At 63.3% G+C, this 1,366-nt stretch carries 2 protein-coding genes; both read left to right on the top strand.

Features of this window, described 5'->3' with window-relative positions; genetic code table 11:
• Positions 1–56 precede the first annotated feature (56 nt).
• Positions 57–440, top strand: a complete 384-nt coding sequence (locus tag AC0YKC_RS33925) for a transposase (protein WP_488514234.1) — start codon at positions 57–59, stop codon at positions 438–440.
• A complete protein-coding gene (locus AC0YKC_RS33920) occupies positions 437–1,318 on the top strand; it encodes an IS3 family transposase (RefSeq protein ID WP_488514233.1) in 882 nt (293 codons plus the stop codon). The genes AC0YKC_RS33925 and AC0YKC_RS33920 overlap by 4 nt, the downstream gene beginning before the upstream one ends.
• Positions 1,319–1,366 lie beyond the last annotated feature (48 nt).

Genomic DNA, 1,366 nt, shown 5'->3' with positions numbered 1-1,366 from the left:
TGGAGTGCACCCCAAAATTGAGACAGAGGTATAAGGGACAGTCCTAAGAGGGACTGATGCCCGGAAGACGCAAATTTAGCCGAGAGGTGAAGCTAGCAACCGTTGAGCGGATGCTGGCAGGTGAGGATGTGGGGGCCTTGTGCAGAGAGCTTGGGGTAACCCACAAGATGCTCTATCACTGGCGGGGCAAGTACCTGGCCGGCGGAGCAGAGGCGTTGCGAAGCCCCGGCCAACACCCTCGAGGACCTGCGGTTGGGCCGCCTCGCGAGCCTCCTGATCTTGTGCAAGCGCGGGCTCGCATAGCCGAGTTGGAGCGGAAGGTCGGCCAGCAGCAGCTGGAGCTCGATTTTTTTCGCACAGCCTTGCGGCAAGTCAGGGAAAAGCGCCAGCCGAGCGACGGGCCTGGCGCAAGTTCGTCTACGCCTCGATCACGGCGATGACGACCCCTCGGCCGCAAGGCGGATTGAGCGTGGAAAGGATGTGTACGCTGGCCGGGGTCAGCCGTGCCGGCTACTACCGGCACCTTCAGGCCTCGGCGCCGCGCCAGGAGGAGACCTGCGTGCGCGATGCCATCCAGCGCGTCGCCCTGGCGAACAGATTCTCCTACGGCTATCGGCGCATCACCTGGCAATTGCGGCGCGAAGGCCTGGTGGTGAACCACAAGCGGGTGCTGCGCCTCATGGGTGAGGACAATTTGTTGTGCTTGAGGAAAAGACCGTTCGTGCCGGTCACGACCGCGTCCCGTCACGGCTGGCAGGTGGTACCGCACCTGGCCCGAGGCCTCGTTGTGAGCAGCCTCGACCAGCTCTGGGTAGCCGACATCACCTACGTGCGCCTGCGCGAGGAGTTCGTCTATCTCGCCGTCGTGCTCGATGCCTTCAGCCGCCGCGTCATCGGCTGGGCTCTGGACGACCATCTGGAGGCCAGCCTGGCGGTGGAGGCGCTGACCAAGGCTCTGGAGGCACGCCGCCCGCAGCCTGGGAGCCTCATCCACCACTCCGATCGCGGCGTCCAGTATGCCTGTGCCGAATATGCCGCCGTACTCGCGCAACACGACATCCAGGCCTCCATGAGCCGGGTCGGTAACCCTTACGACAACGCCAAAGCAGAGAGCTTCATGAAGACACTCAAGCAGGAGGAAGTCGACGGCCGAGACTATCGCGACATCGACGAAGCGCGCCGGCAGATCGGCGCCTTCATCGAGCAAGTATACAACCGCCAACGATTGCACTCGGCGCTCGGCTATCGATCACCGATGGAGTTCGAGGCTAACTTGCCGCCGCATGGGGTTGCTGCGCAGCAGCCCCGTGCGGCATAAACGCAACCATGTCCCTATTCCTCTGTCTCACGACAGGGGTGCACTCCA

The sequence above is a fragment of the Mesorhizobium sp. CNPSo 4661 genome (assembly GCF_057784215.1).
Note: the sequence above shows the minus strand (reverse complement) of the source record. Positions and strands in the feature narration are given on the sequence as shown.